At 69.0% G+C, this 25,733-nt stretch carries 24 protein-coding genes; 10 read left to right on the top strand and 14 right to left on the bottom strand.

Annotated elements, in window-relative coordinates:
• Positions 1 to 14: 14 nt before the first annotated feature.
• Both ABZ319_RS03275 and clpS read right to left on the bottom strand, forming a co-directional pair.
• Entirely contained in the window at positions 15 to 584 is a 570-nt protein-coding gene (locus ABZ319_RS03275; protein ID WP_354984660.1) for a DUF2017 domain-containing protein, read from the bottom strand.
• A gap of 22 nt (positions 585 to 606) precedes the next feature.
• Entirely contained in the window at positions 607 to 1,005 is a 399-nt protein-coding gene (gene clpS / locus ABZ319_RS03280; RefSeq protein WP_354984661.1) for an ATP-dependent Clp protease adapter ClpS, read from the bottom strand.
• Positions 1,006 to 1,127: 122 nt separating this feature from the next.
• Here clpS and ABZ319_RS03285 point away from each other — a divergent pair, with 122 nt between their 5' ends.
• The gene (locus ABZ319_RS03285; protein WP_354984662.1) at positions 1,128 to 2,438 is read left to right on the top strand and encodes a nicotinate phosphoribosyltransferase; all 1,311 of its coding nucleotides are present in this window, start codon (positions 1,128 to 1,130) and stop codon (positions 2,436 to 2,438) included.
• On the opposite strand, the gene ABZ319_RS03290 is transcribed toward ABZ319_RS03285, so the two are convergent.
• Positions 2,413 to 2,586 (bottom strand): hypothetical protein, encoded by a 174-nt coding sequence (locus ABZ319_RS03290; RefSeq protein ID WP_354984663.1) that lies wholly within the window; start codon positions 2,584 to 2,586, stop codon positions 2,413 to 2,415. The two genes, ABZ319_RS03285 and ABZ319_RS03290, sit on opposite strands and share 26 nt — an antisense overlap.
• A 147-nt stretch (positions 2,587 to 2,733) precedes the next feature.
• Here ABZ319_RS03290 and ABZ319_RS03295 point away from each other — a divergent pair, with 147 nt between their 5' ends.
• Positions 2,734 to 3,303 carry a nicotinamidase gene (locus ABZ319_RS03295; protein WP_354984664.1) on the top strand — a complete coding sequence of 190 codons (570 nt, stop codon included), beginning with the start codon at positions 2,734 to 2,736 and terminating at the stop codon, positions 3,301 to 3,303.
• 234 nt (positions 3,304 to 3,537) lie between these two features.
• A complete protein-coding gene (locus ABZ319_RS03300; RefSeq protein WP_354984665.1) occupies positions 3,538 to 5,601 on the top strand; it encodes an ATP-dependent DNA helicase in 2,064 nt (687 codons plus the stop codon).
• Between the two features lie 168 nt (positions 5,602 to 5,769).
• Here the strand turns inward: ABZ319_RS03300 and ABZ319_RS03305 are convergent, their stop codons facing one another.
• Both ABZ319_RS03305 and ABZ319_RS03310 read right to left on the bottom strand, forming a co-directional pair.
• Positions 5,770 to 6,306 carry a DoxX family protein gene (locus ABZ319_RS03305; RefSeq protein ID WP_354984666.1) on the bottom strand — a complete coding sequence of 179 codons (537 nt, stop codon included), beginning with the start codon at positions 6,304 to 6,306 and terminating at the stop codon, positions 5,770 to 5,772.
• Between the two features lie 161 nt (positions 6,307 to 6,467).
• Positions 6,468 to 7,829 (bottom strand): NCS2 family permease, encoded by a 1,362-nt coding sequence (locus tag ABZ319_RS03310; protein WP_354984667.1) that lies wholly within the window; start codon positions 7,827 to 7,829, stop codon positions 6,468 to 6,470.
• Positions 7,830 to 8,124: 295 nt separating this feature from the next.
• Between ABZ319_RS03310 and ABZ319_RS03315 the strand changes: the two genes are divergently transcribed.
• A complete protein-coding gene (locus ABZ319_RS03315) occupies positions 8,125 to 10,176 on the top strand; it encodes an AMP-binding protein (RefSeq protein WP_354984668.1) in 2,052 nt (683 codons plus the stop codon).
• 110 nt (positions 10,177 to 10,286) lie between these two features.
• On the opposite strand, the gene glgP is transcribed toward ABZ319_RS03315, so the two are convergent.
• Positions 10,287 to 12,854: an alpha-glucan family phosphorylase gene (gene glgP / locus ABZ319_RS03320; RefSeq protein WP_354984669.1), complete on the bottom strand. Its 2,568-nt coding sequence runs from the start codon at positions 12,852 to 12,854 to the stop codon at positions 10,287 to 10,289.
• A 185-nt stretch (positions 12,855 to 13,039) separates the two neighbouring features.
• On the opposite strand from glgP, the gene ABZ319_RS03325 reads away from it, so the two are divergent.
• The 4 genes from ABZ319_RS03325 to ABZ319_RS03340 all read left to right on the top strand — a co-directional run bounded on the left by ABZ319_RS03325 (position 13,040) and on the right by ABZ319_RS03340 (position 18,325).
• A complete protein-coding gene (locus ABZ319_RS03325; protein ID WP_354984670.1) occupies positions 13,040 to 13,699 on the top strand; it encodes a PaaI family thioesterase in 660 nt (219 codons plus the stop codon).
• 74 nt (positions 13,700 to 13,773) lie between these two features.
• Positions 13,774 to 15,777, top strand: coding sequence for an alpha-1,4-glucan--maltose-1-phosphate maltosyltransferase (locus ABZ319_RS03330; protein ID WP_354984671.1), 2,004 nt, complete (start codon positions 13,774 to 13,776; stop codon positions 15,775 to 15,777).
• Positions 15,774 to 17,975, top strand: a complete 2,202-nt coding sequence (glgB, locus tag ABZ319_RS03335; protein ID WP_354984672.1) for a 1,4-alpha-glucan branching protein GlgB — start codon at positions 15,774 to 15,776, stop codon at positions 17,973 to 17,975. The genes ABZ319_RS03330 and glgB overlap by 4 nt, the downstream gene beginning before the upstream one ends.
• Positions 17,976 to 18,076: 101 nt before the next feature.
• Positions 18,077 to 18,325 (top strand): hypothetical protein, encoded by a 249-nt coding sequence (locus ABZ319_RS03340; RefSeq protein ID WP_354984673.1) that lies wholly within the window; start codon positions 18,077 to 18,079, stop codon positions 18,323 to 18,325.
• A gap of 108 nt (positions 18,326 to 18,433) precedes the next feature.
• Here the strand turns inward: ABZ319_RS03340 and ABZ319_RS03345 are convergent, their stop codons facing one another.
• From ABZ319_RS03345 to ABZ319_RS03355, 3 genes are all read right to left on the bottom strand, one after another.
• Positions 18,434 to 19,285, bottom strand: coding sequence for a tetratricopeptide repeat protein (locus ABZ319_RS03345; protein WP_354984688.1), 852 nt, complete (start codon positions 19,283 to 19,285; stop codon positions 18,434 to 18,436).
• A gap of 58 nt (positions 19,286 to 19,343) precedes the next feature.
• On the bottom strand, positions 19,344 to 19,718 hold the full coding sequence (locus tag ABZ319_RS03350) for a DUF3817 domain-containing protein (protein WP_354984674.1): 375 nt from the start codon (positions 19,716 to 19,718) through the stop codon (positions 19,344 to 19,346).
• A gap of 228 nt (positions 19,719 to 19,946) precedes the next feature.
• Positions 19,947 to 21,128, bottom strand: a complete 1,182-nt coding sequence (locus tag ABZ319_RS03355) for an acetyl-CoA C-acetyltransferase (protein WP_354984675.1) — start codon at positions 21,126 to 21,128, stop codon at positions 19,947 to 19,949.
• 113 nt (positions 21,129 to 21,241) lie between these two features.
• On the opposite strand from ABZ319_RS03355, the gene mce reads away from it, so the two are divergent.
• On the top strand, positions 21,242 to 21,712 hold the full coding sequence (mce, locus tag ABZ319_RS03360) for a methylmalonyl-CoA epimerase (protein WP_354984689.1): 471 nt from the start codon (positions 21,242 to 21,244) through the stop codon (positions 21,710 to 21,712).
• A gap of 86 nt (positions 21,713 to 21,798) precedes the next feature.
• Positions 21,799 to 22,773 (top strand): hypothetical protein, encoded by a 975-nt coding sequence (locus ABZ319_RS03365; protein ID WP_354984676.1) that lies wholly within the window; start codon positions 21,799 to 21,801, stop codon positions 22,771 to 22,773.
• Between the two features lie 132 nt (positions 22,774 to 22,905).
• Here ABZ319_RS03365 and ABZ319_RS03370 read toward each other — a convergent pair whose 3' ends face one another.
• From ABZ319_RS03370 to nucS, 5 genes are all read right to left on the bottom strand, one after another.
• Positions 22,906 to 23,346, bottom strand: a complete 441-nt coding sequence (locus tag ABZ319_RS03370; protein WP_354984677.1) for a hypothetical protein — start codon at positions 23,344 to 23,346, stop codon at positions 22,906 to 22,908.
• A gap of 159 nt (positions 23,347 to 23,505) precedes the next feature.
• A complete protein-coding gene (locus ABZ319_RS03375) occupies positions 23,506 to 23,985 on the bottom strand; it encodes a hypothetical protein (protein ID WP_354984678.1) in 480 nt (159 codons plus the stop codon).
• Between the two features lie 20 nt (positions 23,986 to 24,005).
• Positions 24,006 to 24,395, bottom strand: a complete 390-nt coding sequence (locus ABZ319_RS03380) for a hypothetical protein (protein ID WP_354984679.1) — start codon at positions 24,393 to 24,395, stop codon at positions 24,006 to 24,008.
• 141 nt (positions 24,396 to 24,536) lie between these two features.
• The gene (locus ABZ319_RS03385; protein ID WP_354984680.1) at positions 24,537 to 24,842 is read right to left on the bottom strand and encodes an ATP/GTP-binding protein; all 306 of its coding nucleotides are present in this window, start codon (positions 24,840 to 24,842) and stop codon (positions 24,537 to 24,539) included.
• 10 nt (positions 24,843 to 24,852) lie between these two features.
• Positions 24,853 to 25,533: an endonuclease NucS gene (gene nucS, locus ABZ319_RS03390; protein ID WP_354984681.1), complete on the bottom strand. Its 681-nt coding sequence runs from the start codon at positions 25,531 to 25,533 to the stop codon at positions 24,853 to 24,855.
• Positions 25,534 to 25,733: the final 200 nt, after the last annotated feature.

Raw genomic sequence — 25,733 nt, forward strand, 5'->3', positions numbered from 1 at the left:
GCCGGGTACTGGGGTCAGGGTGCGAGCGCCTGCAGCAGCGAGTCCTGCATCCAGGTCAGCCAGTGGTAGATCTCCAGACTGGGTGCGCGCGGATCGTCCTCGTCGAGATGGTCGGGCGTGTCGGGGCCGATCTCCAGCGCGGTCCCCAGCGCCAGCCGGGTGTCGTTGAGCGCGGTCAGCCAGGCGTCGGCCTGTTCGGGGGTCAGCACGATCTTGCCGCCCTGCGGCGGGAGCGTCTCGAGCACGACCGAACCCGCGGCCACCTTGGTCTCGATGATGTCGGGTTCGTGCAGGCCGCGCAGGGCGCCGTTGAGACCGGCACGCTCGGCGTCGGGGGATCCGGGTTCGCTGCGGTGGAAGTCGGGCAGCAGCCGGTACAGCCGGGGGTCATCCGGCGGTGTGGTGTTGCCCGTCTGCAGCCCGGTCAGGGCCGCCAGTTCGTCCTCGGGGGCCGAGCGCGCCCGTTCGGTGAGCAGTCCGGAGACGGCTCCGATGAGCGAGCGCAGGACCTCTGCCTCGTGCTCGTCCATCTCCGAACGCACCTTCAGCCCGCCCAGGGAGTTCTTCCTGCTCCACTTCCGCACGGTTCAACCGTAGCCGTCCGGATCACTGGTCCCGTTGCATGGTGGCCCAGAGTCCGGCCGCGTGCAGGCGTTGCACGTCGTGTTCCATCTTGTCGCGCGAGCCGGAGGACACCACGGCCTTGCCCTCGTTGTGCACCTCGAGCATCAGCTCGGTGGCCTTGCCTTTGCTGTAGCCGAACAGCTTCTGGAAGATGTACGTCACGTAGTGCATGAGGTTGACCGGGTCGTCCCATACGACGGTGACCCACGGCCGGTCCTCGGCCTCCAGAATTTCGGTGTGCTCGACCGTCTCCGGCGTCGCCTGGGGCGCCGAGGCCGTGATCGCGGCGAACCGGGTCGCCACCTGTGCCGCCGAAGAGACCCCGTTCACGCCTGCCGGACCGGCAGCGACCCGGACAGCGTCTTCCATGCACAGACCCATGGGGTCCAGGGTACGACTCGACAAAGCAGAAACAACACCCAGGCAACACGCCGGGCCGACGCGTCGGGGAACCGGAATCGAGCAAAGTCCTGCGGGCGGCGATTCAGGGCAGTATGGAGGCCATGATCGCTGACGGAGTCAACAGCACCGCGTTGCTGACCGACCAGTACGAGCTGACCATGCTCGCCGCCGCGCTGCGGGACGGATCCGCGCAGCGGCGGTGCACCTTCGAACTGTTCGCGCGCCGTTTGCCGCACGGGCGGCGCTACGGCGTGGTCGCGGGAACCGGCAGACTGCTGGCCGCCCTGACCGAATTCCGGTTCGGCGAACCGGAATTGGCGGTCGTGGCGAAGTTCCTGGACGAACCGACGGTGCGGTGGCTGCGGGACTACCGGTTCACCGGCGACATCGACGGGTACCGCGAGGGCGAGCTGTACTTCCCGGGATCGCCGGTCCTCACCGTGCGCGGCACCTTCGCCGAATGCGTGCTGCTGGAGACGCTGGCGCTCTCGATCTACAACCACGACAGCGCCATCGCCTCGGCCGCGGCGCGCATGGTGAGCGCGGCCGGGGGCCGGCGCATGATCGAAATGGGTTCGCGCCGAACGCATGAGCTCGCCGCGCCCGCCGCCGCCCGCGCCGCGTACCTCGCCGGATTGGACGCGACCTCGAATCTGGAGGCGGTGCGCAGCTTCGGGGTTCCGGGGGCCGGCACCAGCGCGCACGCCTTCACGCTGCTGCACAGCGCCGCCGACGGACAGCACGAGGCCGCGGCCTTCCGCAGCCAGATCGACGCCCTCGGGGTGGGCACCACGCTGCTGGTGGACACCTTCGACATCACGCGGGGAGTGGCCACCGCCGTCGAGGTCGCCGGTCCCGAATTGGGCGGCGTGCGTATCGATTCCGGCGATCTCGGGGTGCTGGCGCGGCAGGTGCGCGAGCAGCTCGACGGGCTCGGGGCCACCCGCACGCGCATCGTGGTGTCCGGAGATCTCGACGAGTACGCCATCGCCGCGCTGCGCGCCGAACCGGTCGACGTCTACGGCGTGGGCACCGCGCTGGTCACCGGCTCGGGCGCGCCCACCGCGGGCATGGTCTACAAGCTCGTCGAGGTGGAGGGCGTTCCGGTCGCGAAACGCAGCTCGCACAAGGAATCTCGCGGCGGCGGCAAGAAAGCGGTGCGCCTGGTGCGGCGCACCGGCACGCTGCTCGAGGAGATCGTCTTCCCCGAGACCGCGCAGCGGCCGGCGGCGAACGGCCACGAGGTCCGCGACCTGCAGACGCCGCTGGTGCGCGCCGGCGCCGTGCTGCCCGATCAGCCGACGCTGGCCGAGGGCCGGGACCTGGTGGCCCGCGGGCTGGTCAGCCTGCCGTGGGAGGGGCTCAAACTCTCCGCGGGCGACCCGGCTATCCCGACGACTTTCCTGAGCTGACCCGCCGCCGCAGCCAATCCAGGCCCGCGCCGAGCAGGACGATCAGGATGAGCCCGCGGCCGTACAGCGCCACGGTGTCATTGCCCGCGATCTCGATGAGGATCCCCATGGCGATGAGGAACAGCACCAGCATGACCATGCGATTCACGGTGTTCTCCCGGTTGTCGGAATTCGTCCCGTCCGGGTGCGCCACACCGCCGCCCGGGCGAATGGACGGGGTGCGCGCCCGGGCGGCACAATGCAGTACGCGGGCGGAACCGCCGCAGTTCATCCGCAGGCCCCGGGAGGTCGACCAATGAGCCGAGCCCTGATCGTCGTCGACGTGCAGAACGACTTCTGCGAGGGCGGATCGCTCGCCGTCACCGGCGGCGCGGCGGTCGCCGAGCGGATCAGCCGGTACCTGGGCGTCTCGGACTACACCGCGGTGGTCGCCACGCGCGACTTCCACATCGACCCGGGCGCGCACTTCTCCGAGCATCCCGACTTCGTGGACAGCTGGCCCCCGCACTGCCGCGCCGGCACCCCCGGCGCGGACTTCCATCCGGGCCTCGACACCGCGCCCATCGCCGAGGTCTTCTCCAAAGGCGCTTACACGGCGGCGTATTCGGGTTTCGAGGGCACCGCCGCGGACGGCTCCACCACCCTGGCCGACTGGCTGCGCGAGCACGACATCGACACCGTCGACATCTGCGGCATCGCCACCGACCACTGCGTGCGCGCCACCGCCCTGGACGCGCGCGCGGCGGGGTTCGACGCCCGCGTCCTGCTGGGCCTGACCGCGGCGGTCACCCCCGCCACCGTGCGCACCGCGCTGGACGCCATGCGCGCCGCGGGCGTGGAACTGGCCGGAGCCCTCGAGCGCTGACCACCCGAGGGTGCGTTCACCGCCGGGTCACGCGCAGGTTTTCGCCGGTCACGCGGCGTGTTCGCGGCCCGTCGCACGGCGCGGCGACAGTCCATCACGCTGCACATCCACAGCACGTCGCATAGTGCATCCACAGTCCGTCGCACGGTCGGTTCGCGATCACCGCGCGGTGCGCAGGCGGTCCGGACCGAGGTTCGCGGGACCTTGTCGGCACCGGCCGTTAGGCTGGCCGCCGTGCCTGAACTCCCTCCCGTTCCCAAGCTGCTGTCCACCGCGGTGCAGGCGCTCGGCGGCAAGGAACGCAAGGGCCAGCAGACCATGGCGGCCGCGGTCGCGCACTCCATCGACACCGGGGAGCATCTGGCCGTGCAGGCCGGAACCGGAACCGGAAAGTCGCTGGCATATCTGGTGCCGAGCCTGCGGCACGCGGTGCGGACGGGGCGGACCGTGGTGGTGTCGACAGCGACCATCGCGCTGCAGCGCCAGCTCGTCGACCGGGATCTGCCGCGGCTGACCGCCGCGCTGGCCGAACCACTCGGGCGGGTGGCGCAGTTCGCGATTCTCAAGGGCCGCAACAACTATCTGTGCTTGAACAAGATCAATAGCGCGATTCCGGACGAACCCGCCGAAGCGGAGTTGTTCGACGCCTTCGCCATTTCCCGGCTCGGGCGCGAAGTGCAGCGCCTCAACGAATGGGTGTCCGACACCGAAACCGGCGACCGCGACGAACTCGCGCCCGGCGTGAGCGACCGCGCCTGGCGGCAGGTGAGCGTGAGTTCGCGGGAATGCCTGGGCAAATCGCGCTGCGCGTTCGGGCAGGACTGCTTCGCGGAGAAGGCGCGCGCGGAATCCGGGGCCGCCGACGTGGTGGTCACCAATCACGCGCTGCTGGCCATCGACGCCATCAGCGGCATCCAGGTGCTGCCCGAACACGACGTGGTCGTGGTGGACGAGGCGCACGAACTGGTCGACCGGGTCACCGGGGTCGCCACCGCGGAACTCTCCACCGGCGGCATCAGCGCCGCGGCCAAACGCTGCACCAAGCTCATCGACGAGCAGGAGGTCGATCGGCTCGAGGGCGCGGCCGAGGCCTGGCACGCCCTGCTCGACGATCTCGCGCCCGGCCGCTGGGACCGGCTGCCCGAGGGCGCGGCCCCGGTGCTGGCACTGATCCGCGACGCCGCCTGGAACGCGCGCACCGCGCTCGCGCCGCAGGGTTCGGCGAATCCGCAGGCCGATCCGGAATCGGCGGCGGCCCGCAATCAGGCGCTCTCGGCCGTGGAGGAGGTGCACGACGCCGCGGTGCGCGTGCTCACCACCTACGAGGAGGCCGATCCGGCGGCCCATCGTGACGTCATCTGGCTGGCAGCCGACGACGTGCGCGGGGTGGCCCGGCGCACCCTGCACATGGCGCCGCTGTCGGTGGGCGGGCTGCTGCGCAGCCGCCTGTTCGGCACGGCCACTGTCGTTTTGACCTCGGCGACGCTGCAGGTCGGCGGGTCGTTCGACAATCTCGCGGTCACCTGGGGTCTGCCGCCGGAGAACGCGAGCAAGGTGGATCCGGCGCTGGCGAGCGGGGTCGAGGCGCCGTCCGACACCGAGAAACTGCGCTGGAATTCCTGCGACGTGGGTTCGCCCTTCGATCACGCCAAGTCCGGAATCCTGTACGTGGCAAAGCATTTGCCCGCGCCCGGCCGGGACGGCCTGCCGCCGTCCTACCTGGAGGAGATCGAGCGGCTCATCCTCGCCGCCAACGGCCGCACCCTGGGCCTGTTCTCCTCCATGCGCGCGGCCAAGGCCGCGACCGAGGCGCTGCGCGAGCGGCTGGACACCCCGATCCTGTGCCAGGGCGACGACGCCACCGGCGCGCTGGTGCGCAAGTTCGCCGAGGACCCGGAAACCTCACTGTTCGGCACGCTTTCGCTGTGGCAGGGCGTGGACGTTCCGGGCCCGTCGCTGAGTCTGGTGATCCTGGACCGGATTCCGTTCCCGCGCCCGGACGATCCATTGCTGGTGGCGCGCCAGCGCGCGGTGGAATCCCGGGGCGGCAACGGATTTCTCTCGATCGCGGCCAATCACGCGGCGCTGCTGCTCGCGCAGGGCACCGGCCGGCTGTTGCGCAGCGTCGATGATCGCGGCGTCATCGCTATTCTGGATTCACGACTCGCGACTGCCCGTTATGGCGGATATCTGCGGGCCTCATTACCGCCCTATTGGGAAACGTCGGATCCCGCGGTTGTGCGAAAGGCATTGGAGCGCCTCACGAATAGCGCCGCGTCAAACTCGACTACCGTGTGAGAACAGTCACAAGGTTGGTTCGTGTTTCCGTTCGGAAGTAAATTGGCTGTCGATACGCCGGTGGACCCCCAATTCCCACATCGGATGTGTCCGTAGTCCCCGCGCCAAGCCCTGCACGCGGCGCGGGGATACGAAACTTCCGGGCGGAGATCACCTTCGGGTCGTTTCCTACAGCGCCCACTTCAGAATCAGCGTGCCGACCCCGGCCGCCAGTGCGAGCGCCACCGCGCCCAGACCCCAGACCAGCCCCTGTCGCTGCCACGGCCGGCCCGCGTCCAGGGAGTAGCGACCCGGGCCGGTGAAGGCCAGCGTGGTGATCGCGATGGCGAAAAGCAACGCGAGTTCGTAGACCGCGAGCCCGTCGCCCCAGGTGGCGTGCAGCGCGTTGACCATGGTGCCCAGCGCGATCGCGGCGGCCAGCGGGGTCGCCAGGCCGAGCAGCAGGAGCAGGCCGCCCACGAGTTCGGTCAGCCCGGCCAGCGTGCCGAACAGCGCGCCGGGGTTGTAGCCCATCGCCTCGAACGATTCCTGCGTGGCGGTCAGGCCGTACCCGTTGAACCAGCCGAAGAGCTTCTGGGCGCCGTGCACGGCCAGCAGGCCGCCGAAGCCGGCCCGCAGGGCCAGCAGGCCGATATCGAAGGCGGTGGCGTTCACGCCGGTGGCTGCGGATTCCCGAGCGGCGGCGGCCTTTTCGATCGTGGTCATGGCTCTCTCATTCCTCATCGGTCCGATTCCGTGGAAGCAACGCCGCGCACCGGTCCGATCCTGGAACCGGACTGCGGTCCGCATCGCTGCCGACAGTTCGAACCAACTGGGCCGCGCCGCAGGCTATTCCGGCCCGCCGCACCCCGATGATGTGACCTGCGCTACTCGGCGAGGAACCAGAAATACGAGAGGAAGACGAGCATGAGCACCCACATGACCGGATGCACCTCGCGCGCACGGCGTTTGGCGACCATGACCACCGGATAGAACAGCAGGCCCATGGCGATGCCGTTGGCGATGGAGTAGGTCAGCGGCATCATGATCACGGTGATGAACGCCGGGACCGCGTATTCCAAACGGCTCCAGTCGATGTCGCCGAGCGCGCGGGACATGAGCACGCCCACCACGATCAGCGCCGGGGCCGTCACCGCGGGCACGCCCGCGACCACCGCGAACAGCGGGAAGAAGAACATCGCCGCCAGGAACCAGCCCGCGGTGGAGACAGCCGTCAGCCCGGTGCGCCCGCCCGCGGTCACACCGGCGGTGGACTCGACGTAGGCGGTGGTGGTGGAGGTGCCGATGATCGCGCCCGCGGCGGTGCCGACCGAGTCGGCGGCCAGCGCCTGCCCGGCGCGCTCCAGCTTGCCGTCCTTGGTGAGCAGCCCGGCCTGATTGGCCACGCCGATCAGGGTGCCGGAGGCGTCGAAGAAGTCGACGAACAGCATGGTCAGCACCACGATGATCATCTGCCCGGTGAAGGCGTCCGGCAGATGAATGATGGCCTGGCCGAAGGTCTGATCGAGCCCGTGCGGCAGCGCGGCGACCGAGCCCGGCAGTTCCACCAGCCCGCTCACGATGCCGACCACGGTGGTGGACAGGATGCCGTAGAGCACCGCGCCGTGCCAGCCCAGCACCAGGAAGATCACCGTCACCAGCAGGCCGAACAGCGCGAGCAGCGTCGTGCCCTTGTGGAAGTCGCCGAGGTGCACGAAGGTCGCCTCGCTGGCGACCACGATGCCCGCGTTCTTCAGGCCGAGGAAGGCCACGAACATGCCGATGCCCGCGCCGACCGCGAGCTTCATCTGCAGCGGAATCGCGTCGATGATCTTCTCGCGCACCTTGGTGATGGCCAGGATGAAGAAGATGATGCCCGAGAGCAAGGTGCCCGAGAGGGCCTCCTGCCAGGGGATGCCCATGTTGAGCACGACGGTGTACGCGAAGAAGGCGTTCAGGCCCATGCCGGGTGCGAGCGCCACCGGATACTTGGCCCAGATCCCCATGACCAGCGTGCCGACGACGGCGGCGACCGCGGTGGCGGTGAACACCGCCTGCATGGGCATGCCCTTGTCGCCCAGCGGACCCTCGTCGCCCAGGATGGCCGGGTTCACCGCGAGCACATAGGACATGGCCAGGAAGGTGATCGTTCCGGCCATCAGCTCACGCCGAATGGTGGAACCGTGCGCGCTGACGCCGAAGTACTCGTCGACGCGCCCCTTGGTGCGCGTGAGGACGCCGGTGCTCATGAGTGTGGTGTCTCCAGTCGGCGGGTAACGGGGAACGGGAGCGGCGCCGGCGGGTACAGCAGGTGCCCTGGGCACCGTACTTGTCTGGTTCGCCGGAACTTCACTCGGCCCGGCGAATCGTGAGCAATCGCACCTGCCTCACCCTTGAAATCACAGCATCACCTGCGCAATCAGTGGGCAATTAAACCCATTACCCACCGGTATTTCCAAACGCTTGCGGGTAACTGTCTGAGACGTTACACATACGTTATCCGCCGACCCGAGACTCGAACCGGCCGACGAGAATTGCACGCCTGTGGTTACAGATGTCATCGACGCGGTCGCCGACTACGCGGTCCCGCGCAGCGCCCTGTGGAGCGTGCTCGCCGAGCCGCAGAGCTACCCGCGGCTGTTCCGCGGCATCGGCGCGTGCGAACAGGTCGACGCCGCCGCCGAACACCCCACCCTGAATCTGCGGATCGGCGGCTCCGACACCGAGATTCACACCCTGCAGGTCCAGCTCCGGCTCGGCCGCCGGGACGAGGGACTCGAGATCCACCACGCGGCCTCGGGCAGTTTCGCCGCGGTCCGGCTCCGCGAGGACCGTGGCCGTACCAAGATCATCGTCACCTATTTCAAAGCCGCACAGGCGTATCCGGCGCTGCGGCAGGTGCCGAACTCGGCGGTGATCGGCTGGACACTGACCGGCCTGACCCGCGCCGCGGAGCTCATCACCGGCGCGCCGACCGCGTACCTCGACAACGGCGAGGACTCCCCGCTGCGCCGCCGGGCCGGGGTCGCCAAACGCATGGTGACCTCCGGCGTGGTGCGCACCTACAACCCCGGCGTCGGCCTCAAACAGCTGACCAGCCTGGCCAAATGGGGATTCAGCCTGGCGGGCGGCTACGCCGCGGCCGCGGCGCACTCCCCCGCCCGGACCGCGGTGATCGACGACCGGTACGCGAGCACCTTCGACCGGTTGCACGGGCGCACCAACGCCCTGGCCGGTTCACTGGAATCGCTCGGGCTGGGCGGCACCGGCGTCGGACTGCTGTGCCGCAACCACACCGGCATGGTCGAAGTCATGGTGGCCGCGGGCAAGGCGGGCACCGACTGCGTCCTGCTCAACACCGGACTGCCCGCCCGCCAGATCGAGGAGATCGTGCACCGGCACCGGCTCTCGGCGCTGTTCGTGGACAGCGAATTCGAGCACCTGGTGCGGTACGCGCCCGCGGACCTGCCGCGTTTCACCACCGACGACCGGCCGCCCGACGCGGGGCGCACCACCATCGAGGACCTCATCGCCGCTCGGCAGAGCCTCAGCGGGAAGCCACCGCGCGCCGGACGGCTCATCGTGCTCACCTCCGGCACCAGCGGCACCCCCAAGGGCGCGCGCCGCCCGCACCCCAGGGGATTCGGCACGGTGGCCGCGCTGCTGTCCCGAATTCCGTTCGGCGTCAACGAGACCCTGTTCATCCCCTCGCCGCTGTTCCACACCTGGGGGCTGGCGGCGCTGCAGATCGCCACCGCGATTCGCGCCACCATCGTGCTCAACGACCGCTTCGACGCGCAGGACTGCCTGCGGCGCGTCCAGGAGCAGCGGATCACCGCCCTGATCGTGGTGCCGGTCATGGTCAATCGCATCCTCGACCTGCCCGCCCACGTGCGCGAGCGCTACGACCTGTCCAGCCTGAAGGTGGTGGCCAGCTGCGGCGCGCCGCTGTCCGGGGCCTCGGTGCTGCAATTCCTGGAGATCTTCGGCGACATCCTCTACAACGTGTACGGCTCCACCGAGGTGAGCTGGGCGAGCATCGCCGACCCGGCGGATCTGCGCATGTCCCCGACCACCGCTGGACGGCCGCCGCTGGGCACCAGAATCGCTGTGCTGGACCCGGATCGGCGACGGCTGCCGGTGGGCGCGGTGGGCCGCATCTTCATCGGCAACCACATGCTCTTCGACGGCTATACCGACGCCACCCCGCCCGATCAGTCCGAGGGCATGCTCGACACCGGGGACATCGGCTACCTGGACGCGGACGGCAAGCTCTTCGTGTCCGGGCGCGACGACGAGATGATCATCTCCGGCGGCGAGAACGTCTTCCCGCGCGCGGTCGAGGAGGCGCTCTCGCATCTGCCGCAGGTGAGCGAGGTCGCGGTGGTCGGCGTCCCCGATCGCGAATTCGGCCAGCGGCTGGCGGCTTTCGTGGTCAAGCGGCCCGGCGCCGGGCTGGACTCGGACATGATCCGCAACTACATCCGGCACCGGGTGAGCCGTTTCTCGGTGCCGCGCGATGTGACCTTCCTGGAAGCGCTGCCGCGCAACGCCACCGGGAAGATCCTCAAACGCACCCTGGCCCAGCCGAGTTAGGACGGGTCACCGGGTGCGAGGGGCGCTCGGGGTTCGCGCACATGGCGATACGCGACCCCGGGTGCACCCTCGCCCGGTAGCCGGCCCCGGGCTTCCGGGTCCGGTGCGGATCAGGGGCTGGGGGTGACGACCAGGCCGAACTCGGCCGCACCCGCCAGCAGCGGATGGCTGGGCAGGATCCGGATGGTGTAGCCGACCGCGCCCGAGATGGGCACCTCGGTCCGCACCTCGAAAAGCTCCGCGCCCGAATCGGTTCCGACGTGCGTCATGGTCACCTCGTGCGTATCGGAGAGATCGTCCGAGGTGTCGACCCGGCCCAGTACGGCCCGCACGCTGACATCGGCGGGGCTCAGCCCCGCCAGATCCAGCCGGGCGCGCAGGTCCAGGGTCGCGCCGATGACCGGGATGTCCGGCAGCCCCGACGCGTCGACCTGGACGACCTTGACCGCGGGCCAGGCGGATTCGATCCGGCGGCGATACGCCGCCAGCTCGCGAGCGCCCGCGAAGTCGTCCCGCGATACGGCCGCGAACGCCGCGGCGGCCGGGGCGTACAACTCGACCGCGTAATCGCGAACCATGCGCGAGGCCAGCACCTTCGGGCCCAGCGTCTGCAGCGTGTGCCGCACCATCTCCATCCAGCGGACCGGCAGATCGTCGTGATCGCGGTCGTAGAAGCGCGGCAGGACAGCGCGTTCGAGCAGTTCGTACAGCGCCGACGCCTCCAGATCGTCGCGGCGCTCGTCATCGCGCACGCCGTCGGCGGTCGGTATCGCCCAGCCGTTCTCGCCGTCGTACATCTCGTCCCACCAGCCGTCCCGGATGGAGAGGTTGAGACCGCCGTTGAGCGCGGACTTCATGCCCGAGGTCCCGCACGCCTCCAGCGGGCGCAGCGGATTGTTCAGCCACACATCGCACCCCCAGTACAGGTACCGGGCCATGGACATGTCGTAGTTGGGCAGAAAGACGATGCGGTGGCGAACGGCCGGATCATCCGCGAACCGCACCACCTGCTGGATCAGCGCCTTGCCGCCCTCGTCGGCGGGATGGGATTTGCCCGCGACCACCAGCTGCACCGGGCGCTCGGGATCGAGCAGCAGCGCGCGCAGGCGTTCGGGATCCCGCAACATCAGGGTCAGGCGCTTGTAGGTGGGCACGCGCCGGGCGAAGCCGACGGTCAGCACCTTCGGATCGAAAACCTGGTCCACCCAGCCCAATTCGGCCGGCGCGGCGCCGCGTTCGAGCCAGGACGCGCGGACCCGACGGCGCACCTCCTCGACCAGCAGGCCGCGCAGATCGTTACGGGTGGACCACAATTCGCGCAGGTCCACATCGCACAGCCGCTCCCAGCCGCGCGCCTCCTCGACCAGCTCGTCGCCGATGAGCGCGCGAGCCTTGTCGATCCATTCGCGCGCGGCCCAGGTGGGGGCGTGCACGCCGTTGGTGATCGACCCGATGGGCACCTCGGACGGATCGAAACCCGGCCACAGCGGCGCGAACATGTCCCGGCTGACCTCACCGTGCAGCCGGGAGACGCCGTTGGCGCGCTGGGCCAGGCGCAGGCCAAGGTGCGCCATGTTGAACACCGACGGATCGGCCTCGCGGCCCATGGCCAGGATGCGATCCACCGAAACGCCCGGCAGCACCGGGGATTCGCGCTCACCGTGCGCGCCGCCGAAGTAGCGGCGCACCAGCGCGCCCGCGAACCGGTCGATGCCGGCCGGGACCGGGGTGTGCGTGGTGAAGACGGTGCCCGCCCGGACCGCGGTCAGCGCGGAGTCGAAATCCATTCCGGTGGTCATGAATTCGCGAATGCGCTCGATGCCCAGGAAACCGGCGTGGCCCTCGTTCATATGGAACACATCGGGATCGGGCAGGTCGTTGGCGCGGGTGTACGCGCGCACCGCGCGCACGCCGCCGATGCCGGCCAGGATCTCCTGTTTGACGCGGTGGTCCTGATCGCCGCCGTACAGCCGGTCGGTGACCGCGCGCAATTCCGGATCGTTCTCCGCGATGTCGGAGTCCAGCAGCAGCAACGGAATCCGGCCCACCTGGGCGATCCACACCCGCGCGCGCAGCACCCGGCCCTCGGGCATGGCGACGTGGATCAGCACCGGCGCGCCGCCCTCGGTGAGCAGCCGCAGCGGCAGCCCCTGCGGATCCAGCGCCGGATAGTGCTCGGCCTGCCAGCCGTCGGCGGTCAGCGACTGCCGGAAATAGCCGGAGCGGTACAGCAATCCGACGCCGATGAGCGGCAGGCCCAGATCGGAGGCGGCCTTGAGGTGATCGCCCGCCAAAATCCCGAGTCCGCCCGAATAGTTGGGCAGCACCTCGGTGACGCCGAACTCCATCGAGAAGTAGGCGATCCCGCGCGGCCCGCTCTCCTGCCGCTGGAACCAGCGCGGGCGCGCCAGATAGTCGCGCAGGTCCGCGGCGGCGGCGTCGACCCGCCGGGTGTACGCCTCGTCGACCGCGAGCTCGTCGAGCCGGGCGGCGGGCACCTCCCCCAGCATCCGCACCGGGTCGCGCCCGACCTCGACCCACAGGGCCTGGTCCAGCTGCGCGAAAACATCCTGGGTCTGCATGTCCCAGGACCAGCGCAGATTCGTGGCCAGCTCGGTCAGCGCCGCCAGCCGATCGGGCAGATGGGCGCGGACCGTAAATCGACGCAATGCCTTCACGGTGCCCATTCTGCCCTCCGCTTCGCTCCGGGCGAGTTCACGGCCCCCTAAGTCTCGTTCTTCCCTCCCTCCGCTCCTCCGCTGCGCTCCCCCGCTCCACTCGGTCCAGAACGAGACGGGCCGTGAACGGGCTCGGCAACGAGCCCGGGCGGGAGCATCCTCCGGGCAACCGATAACGTGTTCTCATGAGCGAACAGCAGGTCGAGGCGGTTGACGCCGTGCCCACCGCGGAACATCACGAAGGTGGCTTCCGCCCGATCGCGGACCTCGGGCGCGACTTCACCGTCGGCGGGCCGCACTACGGCGAGTTCGTCGATCAGGTCCGCACCCTGATGGACAAGGTGCGCCTGGCCAACCCGACCGACGAGATCGCGCTCGACGCCATCGCCACCCTGAAGGAGCTCAACGACAAGCTCGACGCGGTGGTGACCGACGAATGGTCCGCCCCGACCTGGCATCGCACCGACCTGCCCTCGCGCGGCAACATCACGCTGCCGCCGTTCCTGGTGGATTCCGCGTCCAAGGACGGGGTGCACGCGCGCATCACCTTCCGCACCTTCCACCTGGGCGGCAACAACGCCGCGCACGGCGGGCACATCGGGCTCGGGTTCGACGACCTGCTGGGCATGACCGCGGCCGTACACACCCGCGCGGTCACCCGCACCGCGTACCTGCACGTGGACTACCGCGCCATCACCCCGCTGAACACCGAACTGGCGGTGCACGGCTGGGTCGAGCGCGTGGAGGGCCGCAAGGTCTTCGTCCGCGCGACCATGCACGACGGCGACCGCCTCTGCGCCGAGGCCCACGGCCTGTTCCTGCTCCTGAAGCCCGGCCAGCAGTAGTTCTTCCGCCGCGCCCGATCGGCTCTACGCGCCCGGAACGCGGCGCGAACCCGGCAACCCAGTAGGTTCGTGGGGTGACCGGCCGCATCGCCATCGATGACACCGCCCCCGCGATTCCCGGGGGCAGGCCGAGCAAAGCCGTCGTCGGGGAGGTTTTCCCGGTGCGCGCCGTCGTCTGGCGCGAAGGGCACGACGCGGTCGCGGCCACCCTGGCGGTCCGTGCGCCCGGTTCCTCGCGCACCCAGCGCATTCGCATGACGCCCGAATATCAGCCCGACGTGTTCAACGGTGTGTTCACCCCGGGCGAGGCCGGGCTGTGGACCTATCGCATCGAGGGCTGGAGCGATCCGCTCACCACGTGGCGCGCCACGGTCGAGGCCAAGCTCGCGGTCGGCCAGAGCGCGGTGGATCTGGCCAACGACCTGGAGATCGGGGCCCGCCTGCTCGACCGCGCCGCCCAGGCCGTGCCCAAACGGCAGTGGGAGGTGCTGCACGCGGCGGCGACCGCGCTGCGCGGGGACGCCCAGCTGCCCGCCCGGGTGGCCGCCGCCTTCGGCGCGGAGGTCGCGGAGATCCTGCGCGAGACCCCGCTGCGCGAATTGGTCACGCGGGGACCGCAGTTCAGCGTCCTGGTGGAGCGCCGACGCGCACTGGTCGGAGCCTGGTACGAGTTCTTCCCCCGCTCCACCGGCGGCTGGGACGCCGCGGGCAAGCCGGTGCACGGCACCTTCGCCACCGCCGCCCGGGATCTGCCGCGCATCGCGGGCATGGGGTTCGACGTGGTCTACCTGCCGCCGGTGCATCCGATCGGACGGGTGAATCGCAAGGGCCGCAACAACTCTCTGTCCGCCGAACCCGGCGACGTCGGCTCGCCGTGGGCCATCGGCGCGGACGAGGGCGGCCACGACGCCATCCATCCCGAGCTCGGCACCGAGGCGGATTTCGTGGAATTCGTCTCGGCCGCACGCGATCTGGGCATGGAGGTGGCCCTGGACCTGGCGCTGCAGTGCGCGCCGGATCACCCGTGGGTGCGCACGCATCCGGAGTGGTTCACCACGCTGCCGGACGGCACCATCGCCTTCGCGGAGAACCCGCCCAAGAAGTACCAGGACATCTACCCGGTAAATTTCGACAATGATCCGGACGGGCTGTACGCCGAGGTGCTGCGGGTGGTGCGGCACTGGATCCGGTTGGGCGTCACCATCTTCCGGGTCGACAACCCGCACACCAAACCCGCCGACTTCTGGGAATGGCTGATCGCCCAGGTCCACCGCAGGAACCCGGAGATCATCTTCCTGTCCGAGGCGTTCACCCGCCCGGCCCGGCTCTACGGCCTGGCCCGGCGCGGGTTCACCCAGTCGTACACCTACTTCACCTGGCGCACGCACAAACACGAACTCGCCGAGTTCGGCCGCGAACTGGCCGCCAAAGCCGATGAGGCCCGGCCGAATCTGTTCGTCAACACCCCGGACATCCTGCACGAGAGCCTGCAGCACGGGGGCCCCGGCATGTTCGCGATTCGCGCGGTGCTGGCCGCCACCCTCGGACCGACCTGGGGCGTGTACTCGGGATTCGAGCTGTTCGAGCACCAGGCGGTGCAGCCGGGCAGCGAGGAGTACCTGAACTCGGAGAAATACGAGCTGCGCCCGCGCCACTTCACCGCCGCCGACGCGCGCGGCGAATCGCTGACTCCCCTGCTGACCCGGCTCAACGAGATCCGCCGCGCCCACCCGGCACTGCAGCAGCTGCGATGCATCCACTTCCACCACACCGACTCCGACGCGCTGCTGGCCTTCTCCAAGTTCGACCCCACCACCGGGGACGCCGTGCTGGTCGTGGTGAACCTCAACCCCTTCGGCGCCGAACAGGGTTCCGTCGCACTGGATCTGCCCGCGATCGGCCGCGAATGGCACGACCGGCCGGTAGTGCTGGACGAGATCACCGGCGAGCAATACCACTGGGGCCAGAGCAATTACGTGCGCCTGGACCCCGCGCGCGCGGTCGCCCACATCCTGACGCTGCCCCCGGTGCCCGCCGCGGCCCGCACCGAACTCGCCCATCGCAGATCCTTCGGATGAACCGGCGCGATCTGCTGCTGCTGGCCGCGGGAACCCATCCCGATCCGCATACGGTGCTCGGTGCGCACCCGCACGCCGAGGGCACCGTGCTGCGGGTGCTGCGCCCGCACGCAGCCACGGTGCACGCGCGCGTCGGCGAGCAGGACCTGCCGCTCGAGCACATCGGGCACGGCGTCTTCGAAACCGTCCTGCCCTTCGACGGGTTGTGGGACTACCGGGTCGTCGCCGTCTACGCGGGCGGGCGCACGGTGATCGACGCCGACGGCTACCGATTCCTGCCCACCCTGGGCGAATTGGATCTGCACCTGTTCAACGAGGGCCGCCACGAACGACTCTGGGAAGTGCTCGGCGCGCATCCGCGGCGTTATGCCACCCTGGACGGCGAGGTCACCGGAACCTCGTTCGCGGTGTGGGCGCCCAACGCGCGCGGGGTCACGGTCATCGGCGACTTCGACGGGTGGAGCGGGCACACCGCGCCCATGCGCCGGCTGGGCGGCTCCGGGGTGTGGGAGTTGTTCCTGCCCGGGATCGAGCCCGGCGACAAGTACAAGTACCGGGTGCACGGCGCGGACGGGCGCACGGTCGATCACGCCGATCCCATGGCGTTCGCCACCGAGACGCCGCCCGCCACCGCCTCGGTCGTCACCGCGACCGGCTTCGCCTGGGGCGACGAAGACTGGGTCCGTGCCCGCGAACGCCGGGACCCCACCCGCGCGCCGATGAGCGTGTACGAGGTGCACCTCGGTTCCTGGCAGCCCGGGCTCGGCTACCGCGAGCTGGCCGAACGGCTCGCGGAATACGTTGCGGGACAGGGCTTCACCCATGTCGAACTGCTGCCGGTCGCGGAACACCCGTTCGGCGGATCCTGGGGATACCAGGTCACCTCCTACTACGCCCCCACCGCGCGGTTCGGCGGCCCGGACGATTTCCGCTGGTTCGTCGATCACCTGCACCGGAAGGGCATCGGGGTGCTGCTGGACTGGGTGCCCGCGCACTTCCCACGCGACGAGTGGGCGCTGGCCCGCTTCGACGGCACCGCCCTGTACGAGCATCCGGACCCGCGCCGGGGCGAGCAACTCGACTGGGGCACCTACGTTTTCGACTTCGGCCGGCGTGAAGTGCGGAACTTCCTGGTCGCCAACGCGCGGTACTGGATCGAGGAGTTCCACATCGACGGCCTGCGCGTGGACGCGGTCGCCTCCATGCTCTACCTGGACTACTCGCGGCCCGACTGGGAACCCAATATCCATGGGGGCCGGGAGAATCTGGAGGCGGTGGCGTTCCTGCAGGAGATGAACGCGACCGTGCACAAACACCATCCCGGCGTGGTCACGATCGCCGAGGAGTCCACCACCTGGCCCGGGGTCACCCGCCCCACCGAGGTCGGCGGGCTCGGATTCACCATGAAGTGGAACATGGGCTGGATGCACGACACGCTCGGCTACCTCGGCCACGACCCCGTGCATCGCGCCTGGCACCACAACGAACTCACCTTCTCGCTCACCTACGCCTGGAGCGAGCACTACGTGCTGCCCATCAGCCACGACGAGGTCGTGCACGGCAAGGGCACGCTGTGGACCCGGATGCCCGGCGACGATTTCACCAAGGCCGGCGGGGTGCGGGCGCTGCTGGCCTACATGTGGGCGCACCCGGGCAAGCAATTGCTGTTCATGGGACAGGAATTCGGCCAGTTCCGGGAATGGAACCACGATCGCGGGCTGGACTGGCACGAGCTGGAGAATCCGCTGCACCGGGGCATCGCGCTGCTGGTGCGCGACCTCAACGCCGCCTACACCGCCACCCCCGCGCTGTGGAGCCAGGACACCTCGCCCGGCGGCTACTCCTGGATCGACGCCGACGACCGCGAGAACAACGTGGTGTCGTTCCTGCGCTACGGCACCGACGGATCCATCCTGGCCTGTGTCTACAACTTCTCCGGCGCCGAGCACCGGGACTATCGCGTCGGCCTGCCCGGCGCGGGGGTGTGGCGCGAGATCCTCAACACCGACGCTGTCGCCTACGGCGGCAACGGAATCGGGAACCTCGGCGCGGTCACCGCGACCGCCGATCCCTGGCACGGACGGCCCGCCTCGGCGGTGCTCACCCTGCCGCCCACCAGCGGCGTGTGGTTCGTGCCGGTCGACCCGCCCGCCGCGGCGACGCGGCCCAGGCCGAGATCCGCGCGCGCACCCGAATAGCCGTGCCACCGAATGTGTGGTCTGCCCAAAGGCTTTCCCGTGTAGTGAACTGACTCCCGTCGGGGCGTCAATCGAATCTCATGGGATAGGAACGAATCTTGATGAAGAAGCTGAGCACTGTCGCGATCATCGGTGCGGCTGCCGCCGGAATCATCGGCGGCGCGGCCGGTACGGCCGCCGCCGACGCGCAGGTCGCGCTGGCGCCGGTGGCCGAGATCGCGCCGGGCGAGCCGAACCCCAACGGCACCGGCTCCTCGGCGACCGCGCTCACCGACCTGGTGCAGAAGCTGATCGCGGGCAGCTCGAAGGCCCCGGCGACGCCGACCACCCCGGACACCCCCGCCGCCTAGTTCCCAGCGGGGTGCACACGAAACGGGCCCCGGCCGCGGTACGCGGCGGGGGCCCGTTTCGCTGTCGTGGTACCGAAAGACCGTGCGGCGCAGCGGAAGCCGCCGGAATCAGTACAGTGCGGCGGCCAGCTTGCGGCGCGCGGCGGTGACGATCGGCTCGGCCGGATCGAAGAGCTCGAACAGTTCCAGCAGATGCGTGCGGACCCGGGTGCGGTCGTCGCCCGCCGTGCGCTTGACCAGCGCGATCAAGCGATCGAACGCGGCTTCGGGCTGCTGGTTGAACATCTCCAGATCGGCGGCGGCCAGTGCGGCGTCCAGATCGCTCGGATCGGCGGCGGCCTTGGCGACGGCCTCGGGATCGACCTCCTGCACCCGGGCGATGAACTGCACCTGGCGCAGCGCGGCCTTGGCTTCGGCATTGGCCGGCTCGGCGTTCAGGATCGCCTTGTAGGCGGCGACGGCGGTGTCGAAATCGCCACGCTCCAAAGCCTCTTCGGCCGCCACGAAGCGCGGGTCCTCGGGGATCTCGGCTTCGGCCTCGGCCTCGGGCGCGCCGCCCTCGAGCTTGCCGCGCACCGCGTCCACCACGGCCGCGAGCCACTGGCGCACCTGGGGCTCGGGCTGGTTACCGGTGAAATCGGCGAGCGGCTGACCGGCGGCCACGGCCACCACGGTCGGAATGCCCTGCACGCCGAAGGCCTGCGCGATGCGCATGTTGGCCTCGGCCTCGATGGTCGCCAGATCCCATTCGCCGCCGTTGTCGGCGTACAACCGCTCGAGCAGCTTCACCAGTTCGACGCTGCCGGGGCTGCGCTGGGAGTACAGCACCACAACCACCGGCACGTGCGTCGAACGGCGCAGCACCTTGTGCTCGAAATCGGCCTCGGTGACAGCGTGGTCGCCGGGAACATCCGTGGCTACCGGCTGCTTCAGTGCGGACAGGTCCACCGCGCCGGACATGGCGGCAGCTGCGGCGGCAGAGGGTCGTCGTGCGGGTCGAGTCACGACATCCAGTCTGTCACGAACGAACGGGTGCGGGGCTCGCAGGTTCGGTCCGGCGGCCGGTGCTCAGCTCGCCGAGCAGACCGGACTTCGCGGCCCAGAGCTCGAACAGGACCGTGAAGAACGGCGGGACGCTCGACGCCAGCGCGAGCAGCGCAACCCACCAGGGCCACTTCAGTTCCCGCGCGGCGAGCAGCGCCACGATCAGGAACGCCACGAACACCGCGCCGTGGAACATGCCGAACACCTTCACCGGCCACATGATCGGCTCGTCGAGCCGCTTGCAGATCATGCCGACGATCAGCAGGGCCCAGGACACCGCCTCGAGCACCGCGACGAATCGGAACCGTTTGGCAGTGGTGCTCAGATCGAAGATATTCACGGCCCCCATTGTGCCGGACTACTACGACGCTGTGTCGTGGAGCTGGTCACATGCGTTCGGCACCCGGGGTTCCACCCCGGGACCCGGGAGAAGGGGGGATTCCGGGTGCCCAGCCCCCGGACCCCCGGGTCCCAGGTGAGCGGCCGCACCGACCCAGGCCGGAGCATCCGCCGCCCCCGAGCACGACACCGCCCCGGTTCGTAGTACGAACCGGGGCGGTGGCTATCAGGCCGATGCTCAGGGCACGCGGATGATCAGGGCGTCGCCCTGGCCGCCACCGCCGCAGAGGGCGGCCGCGCCGACGCCGCCGCCGCGGCGCTTCAGCTCGAGGGCCAGGTGCAGCAGGATGCGGGCGCCGGACATGCCCAGCGGGTGACCGATCGCGATCGCGCCGCCGTTGACGTTCACCTTCTCGGGGTCGATGCCGAGCTTCGCGGTGGAGGCGAGGCCGACCGCGGCGAACGCCTCGTTGATCTCGACCAGATCCAGGTCGGCGGGCGAGATGCCTTCGCGCGCACAGGCCTTCGCGATGGCGTTGGCGGGCTGATCCTGCAGGGTGGAGTCCGGTCCGGCGACCACGCCGGCGGCGCCGATCTCGGCGATCCAGCTCAGGCCCAGGGACTGCGCCTTCTCCTTGCTCATCACGACCACCGCGGCCGCGCCGTCGGAGATCTGCGAGGCGGAGCCCGCGGTGATGGTGCCGTCCTTGCGGAACGCCGGGCGCAGCTTGCCCAGCGATTCGGCGGTGGTGTCGGCGCGAATGCCCTCGTCGGCGTTGAAGACGACCGGATCGCCCTTGCGCTGCGGGATCGAGACCGGGGCGACCTCGTCCTCGAACAGGCCGTTCTTCCACGCGGCGGCGGCCTTCTGGTGCGAGGCGGCGGCGAAGGCGTCCTGCGCCTCGCGGCTGATCGGCTCGGTGTCGTTCTTCTGCTCGGTGAGCAGGCCCATGGCCTGATCGGTGAACACGTCGTGCAGGCCGTCGTAGGCCATGTGGTCGCGCAGGGTCACGTCGCCGTACTTGAAGCCCTCACGGCTCTTCTCCAGCATGTGCGGGGCCCGGGACATGGACTCCTGGCCGCCGGCCACCACGACCTCGTACTCACCCGCGCGGATGAGCTGATCGGCGAGCGCGATCGCGTTGATGCCGGACAGGCACACCTTGTTCAGGGTGAGCGCCGGGACGTCCATCGGGATGCCGGCGGCCGCGGCGGCCTGCCGGGCCGGGATCTGGCCCGCGCCCGCGGTCAGCACCTGCCCCATGATCACGTAGTCGACCAGTTCCGGCGCGACGCCGCCCTTCTCCAGGGCCGCCTTGATGGCGATGCCGCCGAGATCGGAGCCGCTGAAGTCCTTCAGCGATCCGAGCAGCCGGCCCACCGGGGTGCGCGCGCCGGAGACGATGACGGTGGTGGTCACGATGTGCCTCGCTTACGTCGATTGTCGTGGCTCCGCCAACCATCGGAGCCCTACTCAAAGGTAACCCGACCGACCCGGACAACCTTCCTCAGGTGCGCGCTACCGTTGCCAGGGTGAGCACCACCGAGAACACCGAATTCATCCCCACCGAATACATCACCGCGATCGACCACGTCGGCATCGCCGTGCCCGATCTCGATACGGCGGTGGCCTGGTACCGGGACAATCTGGGGATGGTCGAGACGCATCGCGAGATCAACGAGGCGCAGGCCGTGCACGAGGCCATGCTGTCCTATGCGGGCGCTCCGGCGGGAACTGTTGCCTTGCAGTTGCTGGCTCCGCTGAACGACGCGTCGACCATCGCGAAGTTCATCGATCGAAACGGGCCTGGCCTGCAGCAGCTCGCGTACCGGGTCACCGATGTCGAGGCCGTCGCCACGCATCTGCGTTCACGGGGCTTGCGTTTGCTGTACGACGAGCCCCGCGGTGGCACGGCCGGTTCGCGCATCAATTTCATCCACCCGAAGGATGCTGGCGGTGTGCTGGTCGAACTCGTCGAACCTGCCGCGAAAACTACCCACTAGTACCGACTTCCGCGAGCCTAAAGAGGCTGTAACAACATTCGCGGTCGGGTCACCATCAGTGGTCGACAGGCTGTAGTTTGTGTGCCATGTCGTCCACTGAGCCCGATCGTAATCGCTTCGTTGCGCTGCCCTTTACCGTCGTGCGGAAGGGCTATGACCGTGATGAGGTGCGTAACTACTTCGACCGTTTCGACGCCGAGCTGAGGGTCACCGCGACCGATCGCGATGCCGCCGCAGCACAGGCACGCAACCTGGCAGCCCAGCTGGAGGACGCGCGCGACGAGATCGATGAGCTGCGCAAGGAGGTCGATCGTCTCTCCGTGCCGCCGACCACCGCCGAAGGCATGTCGGATCGTATCTCCCGCATGCTCCGCCTGGCCTCCGACGAGGCCTCCGAGGTCCGCGCCCAGGCGCAGGCCGAGGCCGCCGAGATGATCTCCATCGCGGAGCAGCAGGCGACCGAGATGCGCGGCAAGTACGAGTCGCTGCTCTCGGAGACCAAGGAGAAGCGCGAAGCCCTCGAGATCGAGTTCGAGCAGACCCTCGCCAACGCCCGCTCCGAGGCCAACAAGATCGTCGAGGCCGCCAACGCCGAGGCCGATCGCCTCACCAAGGAGTCCGAGGCCAAGCGCAAGGCCGCGCAGCAGGACTTCGAGGTCACCATGGCCGAGCGCCGCACCAAGCTCACCCGCGCCATGGAAGAGCTCGAGGCCACCTCGCGCGCCGAGGCCGCCCAGCGCATCAAAGACGCCACCGATGAGGCCAACCGCCTCATCACCTCGGCGACCAACACCGCCGATCGCAAGATCGCGCACGCCAAGGAACTGGCCGAGGAGATGCGCGTGCTGCGCGGCCGCGTCCTGGCCCAGCTGCTCGGCATTCGCGGCCAGCTCGACTCCGTGCCGGCCATGCTCGCCGCGGTCAACCGCGAGAGCGAACTGCTCGACGGCTCCCCCGAGCCCCGCTCGCTGGGTAGCAAGTCCAGCAACCGCAAGGCCCTCGATGTCCGCGACGACGACCTCGTCGAGGATGAGCGCGAGAACGCCGACATCTCCGGCTAGTCCTCCGACCGGGCGACACCCGTTCAACGAAGCACGAAGACCGCCCCCGGTCCGGGGGCGGTCTTCCTTATGTATGGGGGCTCGTCCGGACGCGCGGGGCGGGTCCGGCGCGCTGACAGCCGATATCCGCAATCAGATGCTGCCGGAGGTCAATGCGCAGTCGGTGCTGCCGATGATGGGCCTGTCACACGGAATCCGGGTCACGTTGAAGTGCGTGGACATCGTGCTGGTGACATTCAGTTCGCCGTCCATCTGCTCAACGACGATGTGATGTGTACCAAGGGTTTTCGGCTCCCACCCGATCCGCCCCTCATGTAGTCCGGGGGTGCAGGGGGTGTAGGGGGGATTCCACGGCACAATCGGGCCGCCCGAAACGGGCTTGCCGTTGTCGTAGACCTGAACCGAATTGCAGTCGGTTGTCTGCACGGTGATCACCAGGAATTCGGTGCCGTCCATACGGTCGTAGTGGACGTCCAGGCCGACTATTTCCGCGGAAGCAGCGGGTGCTCCCGCCCAGATCGCGGCCAGAGCGGCAAATCCCGCCACAGCCGTAGTGATTCGTTCTTTACGCATGACAACTCCGTATAGGTGAACAGGATTCGGGCTCCGATGACGGTGCCGTCAGCAGAACCCGAGGTACACAGGAAGCTCGGCTCGGGCCCACAGGCCGTCTGGAGCTATCGGGATATGCCCGTACCCTCGGGACCGACGGGCAGGGATCTTGCCGGGCGGTCAGCGACGCTGGAAGCTGCCGCCGCCATTGAAGGAGCCCGTCCAGGCGCCGGCGCCGTCGGCGGAGCCGAGGCTGCAGAGGAGGGTGTCCTCCGGCAGGCAGGGAATCTGGTCCACGGTGAAATCCGCGGACCGAGAGTTGATTACGTTGCCGTCGGCGTCGCGCTGCTCGGCGACGATGTGGTGATTCCCGCGGGTTGTCGGGTACCAGGAGACCGAAACCGGCGCCGATACGCCGGGTTCGCAGTTCGGACGGCTGACCGAGCTGCCGGGAATCGGGGTCCCGTTGTCGAAGAACCGCACGGGGTAGCAGTCGGTGGTGGTGATCGTGATCATCCATGTCGGCACGACGTACATCCCGGAGTAGTGGCCGTATACCTTCATGCTCGTTATCTCCGCGGACGCGACCGGCGCGGCCGCCCAGGACGCGGCGATACCCGCGAAAGCGGCCACCGCCAGGACAATTCGTCTCGAATTCACAATCGACTCCTGGCTTCGGCTCATGCGCTGCCGGAGGCGATTTGGCACGCGCTGCCCGTCCCGGACCTGCAGGGCACCTTCTCCACGAAGTAGTCCTCCGAGATCGAACTCACCACTTGACCAGCCGCATTGCGTTGTTCCACGACGATGTGATGCACACCCTTGGTGGTCGGCAGCCAGCCGATACTCGCAAAATTATTGTTCGGCCTGCAAAAGTCATAGCCGGGATTCACCGGCACTACGGGTTCGTCCGATATCAATGTCCCGTTGTCGTAGAACCACACCGGCGCACAATCGTCGGTAACGGCCGCGATGTTCCAGTCGTTGATTTCCCCGGCGCGGTCACCACTGATCGACAAGGAGGTAACCTCCGCGGACGCGGCCGGAGCCGTCATGTTCAGGCTTGCCATGGCGGCGCAACCCGCCAGAACCCAGCGGATTCGATTCGATCTCAAGCGAACTCCCAGTGAAATACGAACACTTCAATTCACCTGGAGCGTAGTGAGCGATGTGGCCTGCCACGATCGAATCATGGCCCCTGCTTTTCGGGGCTAGGACCAGCGGCGGGTGATGCCGCGGGTGTGGCGGCCCTTCCAGCAGCCGGTGTGCCAGTGGCGGCGGTCGTCCTCGCCGCCGTCGGCGGGCCAGGCCACCAGATGGGCTACGCCGGGCGGGATCTCGTGATCGCAGCCCGGGCAGCGGTAGTGCTTGGTGGCCCGCGTTCCGGGGATGGTGCGGACTATGTAGTCGTCGCCGCCGGGGCCGTCTTCGGTGCGGCCGAAGACATCTCCGATCGGGCGCGGTTCCGGTTGGGACCGCGCCTGGGAGGACTTGGGGCGAGGCTTCCGGCGGGGCATGGCATGGAACCTAGAAGAGCCGGAATTCGTCGCTGTCGGTGCCACGTAGGGCGTTGTAATCCAGGGTGAGACAGCGGATTCCGCGATCGGTGGCGAGCACCTTCGCCTGGGGCTTGATCTGCTGGGCCGCGAAGACGCCCGTGACGGGAGCGATGAGGGGATCGCGGTTGAGCAGCTCCAGGTAGCGGGTCAGCTGCTCTACGCCGTCGATCTCGCCGCGGCGCTTGATCTCCACCGCCACCGTGGCGCCGTCCGCGTCCCGGCACAGGATGTCCACCGGGCCGATCGCGGTCATGTACTCGCGGCGAATGAGCGAGTACCCCGCGCCGAGGGTTTCGATGTGCTCGGCCAGCAGCTCCTGCAGGTGCGCTTCCACACCGTCCTTCACCAGACCCGGATCGATGCCCAGCTCGTGCTTGGAATCGTGCTCGACTTCCTCGATGCTGATGCGCAGCTCTTCGCCGGCCTTGTTGGTGACCACCCAGAGATGCTTCGCCGCTTCGGCTTCGGAGTCGCGCTCCTCCACCCAGCAGGGCGGGCTCATCCAGTTCAGCGGCTTGTACGAGCCGCCGTCGGAGTGCACCAGCACCGACCCGTCCGCCTTCATCATGATCAGGCGGCGAGCCATGGGCAGATGGGCGGTCAGACGGCCAACGTAATCGACCTGGCAACGAGCTATTACAAGGCGCACCGGTCGAGTCTATGCCAGCGGCATAACCACCTGTAATGCAACCGCGCTCTGAATGCCCGGGGACTTCGCGAAACGCGTTTCGCCATTCGCCGGCAAACGGCCCCGGAAACGACAAAGACCCCCAGCCGAAGCTGGGGGTCTTTGTGAATGATGTTCCGGCGGTGACCTACTCTCCCACACCCTGTCGAGTGCAGTACCAT

Origin of the sequence: Nocardia sp. NPDC005978 (assembly GCF_040614455.1) — a bacterium.
Taxonomy (GTDB): Bacteria; Actinomycetota; Actinomycetes; order Mycobacteriales; family Mycobacteriaceae; genus Nocardia.

What these genes read in the sequence shown, in the direction of transcription:
- ABZ319_RS03350 (WP_354984674.1), bottom strand. Translation starts at nt 19,718, where the DNA reads ATGGGGGCCGTGAATATCTTCGATCTGAGCACCACTGCCAAACGGTTC.
- glgB (WP_354984672.1), top strand. Translation starts at nt 15,774, where the DNA reads ATGAACCGGCGCGATCTGCTGCTGCTGGCCGCGGGAACCCATCCCGAT.
- ABZ319_RS03380 (WP_354984679.1), bottom strand. Translation starts at nt 24,395, where the DNA reads ATGGCAAGCCTGAACATGACGGCTCCGGCCGCGTCCGCGGAGGTTACC.
- ABZ319_RS03325 (WP_354984670.1), top strand. Translation starts at nt 13,040, where the DNA reads ATGAGCGAACAGCAGGTCGAGGCGGTTGACGCCGTGCCCACCGCGGAA.
- ABZ319_RS03310 (WP_354984667.1), bottom strand. Translation starts at nt 7,829, where the DNA reads ATGAGCACCGGCGTCCTCACGCGCACCAAGGGGCGCGTCGACGAGTAC.
- clpS (WP_354984661.1), bottom strand. Translation starts at nt 1,005, where the DNA reads ATGGGTCTGTGCATGGAAGACGCTGTCCGGGTCGCTGCCGGTCCGGCA.
- ABZ319_RS03345 (WP_354984688.1), bottom strand. Translation starts at nt 19,285, where the DNA reads ATGTCCGGCGCGGTGGACCTGTCCGCACTGAAGCAGCCGGTAGCCACG.
- ABZ319_RS03305 (WP_354984666.1), bottom strand. Translation starts at nt 6,306, where the DNA reads ATGACCACGATCGAAAAGGCCGCCGCCGCTCGGGAATCCGCAGCCACC.
- ABZ319_RS03365 (WP_354984676.1), top strand. Translation starts at nt 21,799, where the DNA reads ATGTCGTCCACTGAGCCCGATCGTAATCGCTTCGTTGCGCTGCCCTTT.
- ABZ319_RS03385 (WP_354984680.1), bottom strand. Translation starts at nt 24,842, where the DNA reads ATGCCCCGCCGGAAGCCTCGCCCCAAGTCCTCCCAGGCGCGGTCCCAA.
- ABZ319_RS03340 (WP_354984673.1), top strand. Translation starts at nt 18,077, where the DNA reads ATGAAGAAGCTGAGCACTGTCGCGATCATCGGTGCGGCTGCCGCCGGA.
- ABZ319_RS03285 (WP_354984662.1), top strand. Translation starts at nt 1,128, where the DNA reads ATGATCGCTGACGGAGTCAACAGCACCGCGTTGCTGACCGACCAGTAC.
- ABZ319_RS03295 (WP_354984664.1), top strand. Translation starts at nt 2,734, where the DNA reads ATGAGCCGAGCCCTGATCGTCGTCGACGTGCAGAACGACTTCTGCGAG.
- ABZ319_RS03370 (WP_354984677.1), bottom strand. Translation starts at nt 23,346, where the DNA reads ATGCGTAAAGAACGAATCACTACGGCTGTGGCGGGATTTGCCGCTCTG.